Origin of the sequence: Halobacillus sp. BBL2006, from assembly GCF_000786645.1 — a bacterium.
Lineage (GTDB): Bacteria > Bacillota > Bacilli > Bacillales > Halobacillaceae > Halobacillus.
Genome location: NZ_JRNX01000610.1, coordinates 1 through 4,747 on the forward strand (window position 1 = coordinate 1; position 4,747 = coordinate 4,747).

The 4,747-nt window shown below is 40.7% G+C and carries 5 protein-coding genes; all 5 read right to left on the reverse strand.

Annotated features, from left to right (window positions below; all coding sequences use genetic code 11):
• The coding region (locus LD39_RS16890) for an amidohydrolase (protein WP_035550273.1) at nt 1-425 on the reverse strand (425 nt) is incomplete at its 3' end.
• Between the two features lie 15 nt (nt 426-440).
• Nucleotides 441-1,712, reverse strand: coding sequence for a TRAP transporter large permease (locus LD39_RS16895; protein WP_052158925.1), 1,272 nt, complete (start codon nt 1,710-1,712; stop codon nt 441-443).
• The gene (locus LD39_RS16900; protein ID WP_231572602.1) at nt 1,709-2,206 is read right to left on the reverse strand and encodes a TRAP transporter small permease; all 498 of its coding nucleotides are present in this window, start codon (nt 2,204-2,206) and stop codon (nt 1,709-1,711) included. The genes LD39_RS16895 and LD39_RS16900 overlap by 4 nt, the downstream gene beginning before the upstream one ends.
• A gap of 69 nt (nt 2,207-2,275) precedes the next feature.
• Nucleotides 2,276-3,301 (reverse strand): TRAP transporter substrate-binding protein, encoded by a 1,026-nt coding sequence (locus tag LD39_RS16905; RefSeq protein ID WP_035550279.1) that lies wholly within the window; start codon nt 3,299-3,301, stop codon nt 2,276-2,278.
• A gap of 149 nt (nt 3,302-3,450) precedes the next feature.
• A partial coding sequence (locus tag LD39_RS16910) for a CdaR family transcriptional regulator (protein WP_231572601.1) occupies nt 3,451-4,747 on the reverse strand: 1,297 nt, incomplete at its 5' end.

Genomic DNA, 4,747 nt, shown 5'->3' on the forward strand with positions numbered 1-4,747 from the left:
GTTTGTTCTTCAGCAAACTGATGGATGAGCACGATGGTGCCTTCTAAGTGTTCACGGTTCTGGTGCAGTATTTTGGCCGTATGGAGCAAAATTGAGGTGTGCGCATCGTGACCGCAAGCATGTGAAACACCTGGAATTTTAGATTTATACTCGACGTCCTTCGTATCCTGAATCGGAAGGGCATCAAAATCTGCTCTTAGGGCAATCGTTTTTCCTGGCTGTTCCCCATATATTTTTGCGACGACTCCACGTCCGCCAAACGCTTCTTTTACATCTTCCACCCCAAGATCACGAAGGAACGAAGCTATTTTCTTCGGCGTTTCTTCTTCATGGAAGGATAGCTCAGGATACTGGTGAAAATGACGCCGCCACTCGACCATCTGAGGGTATTCTTTTTCTGCTTGTTCTATCATTTTTTCATACATAATGCTCCTCCTCTCTTATTCAAATAAACTAGGAATCCATAAAGTCAAACCTGGGATATAGGCAATTAATAGAATCGCTATAATTCCTGTAATGAAAAATGGAAAGATGTCTTTAATTGTATTCTCGATTTTCACTTTAGCGATGTGGCAAGAAATAAATAGGGTTGAACCTACTGGAGGTGTGAATAACCCTAAAGCGAATGAGCAGAGCATGACGATCGAAAAATGAATGGGATCCATGCCGACACCTGTAGCAATCGGGAAGAATACCGGAATGAATATGAATAGGTTAGGAACGAGCTCCATAACCATTCCAGCTGCAAGCATAATGATGATCATTAACAAAATGACCATAGCATTGGATAGCCCGAGACTTAGAATCCAGTTCGAAATCAGATCAGGGATTCCTTCGGAAATAAGGGCATACGTAAAGATCATCGAGGTACAAATCATCAGCATAACGACCGTAGTCCCATAGACGGTTTCTTTCAATGATTGGTAGATTCCCTTCAGCGTCAAGGATTTATAAACGAATTTTCCAATTAGAAAAGCATAGATGGCGGCAAGTGCAGCGGCTTCTGTAACGGTTGCGATTCCTAAGACGATCGCTCCAATTAAGAAAACTGGCAGCACAAGAGCCCAGAATGCTTTGAATAAACTTATGAAAAATTCTTTGAAAGAGGGCATAGACTCCCTCGGATACCCACGTTTAACCGAGATGATAACTGTAGTAATCAAGTAGGCTAATCCGATTAGAACTCCTGGTATAACCCCTGCCAGGAACATTTGAGCAACAGATAAATTTGCTAACCAGGCAATGATAATCATCGTACTGCTCGGTGGAATGATAATACCGACGACAGAACTTGAGGCATTGATGGCAGCAGAGAAGGAGGAAGAGTATCCTTTCTTTTTCATAGAAGGAATTAAAACACTTCCCGTAGAGGCGGCATCGGCTACGGAAGAACCGGAGACTCCGGCCATTCCCATACTCGTAATAACCGAGACGCACCCCAGGCCGCCAGGTAGTTGACGAACCATAGAGTCTGCTACTTTAATGATTCGCTGAGCAATATTCCCGTGGATCATTAAGTTCCCTGCAAGAATGAAGAAGGGGATAGCTAGAAAAGCAAAGGACTGGGAGTTAGAAAAGAAGCGCTGTGCGGCTAACTCTATAGGAATTCCATCGACTATAAAGAAGAGAATGGCTGATGCCCCCATAGAAAAAGCAATTGGAACCCCGAGCAAAAGCATAACGAAAAAACTAATGATCATAATGGTTATCACTGGATTTCTCCTCCTTCCATCCATATTTTTCTTCGACTAATTAATAAAATAATTTGAAGGACTAGCAATAGAGCTACGATGGTAAATGATACCGTTACCGAAACGTATAACCATGACTTAGAGATTTGCAGCATCGGTAATGGTTGTAGCCGAACGGCTTGGGCCAGAAGATAACTGGCATATACCATATAAATAGAGAATAGCAACATAACAACCTTGGCGAATAGTTGAAGAATCAACTGAACTCCTCGGCCGAATCTCTCCTGCAGTACAGTAATTTTTAAATGTTCTTCGTTTTTAGTTACAGCAACTGTCCCAAGAAAAATCATCCAGGGAAAGAAGAGCTGAGTGAGCTCTGTCGAGAAAGAAATTGGATAGTTAAACACGTACCTGGACAGAACTTCTGCGAACACTACTAGAGTCAGTAAAACCATTAGAAGAATGGCGATGATCTCTGTAAGCTTAACGAACCTCGCTGTGATTTTGTCTAGCATTTCATTCACCAACTTTCTCCATTAATGAGAAAATCAGCGAGAAGGTGAGATACTCGCTGATTTCCTTTGTTATTGTTCTGCGCGATACTCTTTTAAGAAAGTTTCCGTTTCTTTTATGATTTCTGGATCGATCACATCTTCCATTTTTGTATAAACAGGTTTCACTTTCTCTTGGAATGGAGCTACGTCAGGCTCTGTGATTTCAACAAAGGAATCTTTCATTTTTTTCAACATTTCCTCATCTTTATTCGCTGTAAATTCATAAGAAGCATCTCTTGCTTCATTCGCAGCATTTTGTACGATCTCTTGAAGCTCAGGTTCTAAGCCATCGAAAGCTCCCTGGTTCATGATGAAATAGGAGTAGTAATAGGTGAGGTTAAGAAGGGCCAAATGGTCCTGGACCTCATGGAATTTCGTTTCATAAATCGCATCAAGCGGGTTGAACTGTCCATCCACGACCCCTTGGGAAAGAGCTAGATATACTTCTGTAAAAGGCATAGTGGAAACAGAGCTGCCCAATGCTTTGAAAGTTTCAATTAAGCTTTTATCATTTGGTGAACGCATTTTTAATCCTTCTAGATCTTCTGGTTTGTTGATTGGGTGTACGTTATTTGTAATTTGAGCAAAACCAAGTTCAACATCAGATAGGACTTTGATTCCCTGGTCTTCTCCCATGGCTTTCAGCTTGTCACCAATTTCGCTATCTAAAACCGCATGAGCTTCGTCGAAGTCTTTGACTAAGAATGGAAGAGAGAGGGTGGCGTATTCAGGAATCGTGTTGGCCATCATGTTCGCCCCTGCAATTTGCATATCCAGAGCACCGACTTTAACTGATTCGATCATTTCTTGCGCGCTGCCTAATTCTTCGTTTGGATAGATCTCTACCGTTACTGCACCATCGGTTTCAGATTCAACGACTTCTTTGAACTTTTTAGCCGCTACGTCTCGAACCGATCCTTCTACAGTGTTAAAACCGATTTTCCATGTTCTTTCTTTAAATTCTCCATCTTCACCGTTTGAAGCAGAGTCATTTCCTCCACCACATGCGGCTAGAAAAAGAACTAGTGTCATCAATAGAAAAATCAACCTTTTCATCTAATGCACCCCTTATTTGTATTTTTTGAATATTTAAATATATTGTATCGGACTTCATTGACTAATTTATTGTGGTATCAAACAAATTTTTAGTCTATTTTTTGAATTTTAAACAAATAGCATGAATATTCAATCATTGTAGGGGGTTTTTATGCACGATAGAGCCACTCTTTGTTGGTACCAAGCAGGTTCATAATGTCCCAGGCCATCCTCAAGTGAAAAATGACTTCGGCATCGCGGATATCTGCATCTAAGATCTCGCTCAACCTTTTTAATCGATAGTTCAGGGTATTGCTGTGAAGGTGGAGTTCTTTTGCTACTTCTCTTAAATGCTGATGATTGAATAAATACTTTTCCAGCGTTTCTAAGAGATCACGTTTGTTTTGTCTCGTATAGTCCATCAATGGTTTCACATGATCGATGACAAATTGATACAGTTCATCTTCTGTATTGTTCATCATCATTTTCGCAACACCTACTTCCCGGTAGGTCATCCGTTGGTTAGGGCGCTTATGGCGATTAAATATTTCAATACAGTACCAGACATCTTTATACGACTTTCTGATTTCTTCTAATGGTGTCAATCGCCCAGTTGCATAAGAGAAAGTCCTTTCTTTAAAATATTTCCTTAAATAATGATCAAGCTGGTCTATAAAATGATTCATCTGGTGACGAACAGATTCTTCTTTCACCTCTGGCGGAAAGCCGATCATCCCTCTTAACCCGTTAATCCTGTTAAAGATGATACTGCTGTTGAAATGATTGGCGATAAACCTCTCTACACGATGGTGTAAACTCTTCGTCTCTTTTACGTTCCAATCATAATCCTGATTTGTATGATCAAAATGTACACCGAAAAACAAGTACGTCTGGCTTTCGCTCAAACCGAGTAGTTTAGCTTGGTCGATCAGTACATTAATATCTACTTTTCCTTGGATGTCCTCTAGAAACTCACCCTGAATCCTTTGTTTGGTTTCATAGATGGCTTCTTGCTTTAAGAGCTCAATGGCTATAATGTTTTGGGCTTCTTCGATCAACATTTTTTCCATGTGGTTCAGTGGCCAATGGTTTGTTAATACGACCAGGAACCCTCTGGCTTCCATTCTGGTGACAATAGGAACGACTAAAACATTGTACTTTTCCAAGTGTACCGCCTGTACACGGTCAGGGGTCATGGTTTCTAAAAATGGAGGAATGGATCCATCAAAAGGCATGTCACCTTTTACTATAGAAGAATGGAGTTGCCTGAATTCATCATATAAGAAAACGGATGTATGTAACCGTTCGCCGATGAAAGAGATGATCGGGTTCATTCCTTGTTGTTCAATCGCCATTTCCATCAGTTGATTGTGGTTATGCAGCGTTTGCTCCAGGGTTTGATTTTTCAGTTGTATATCATGATTAAGGCTCATCAATTTGTCAGCTTGGTTTTCTAACTCAGTAAAA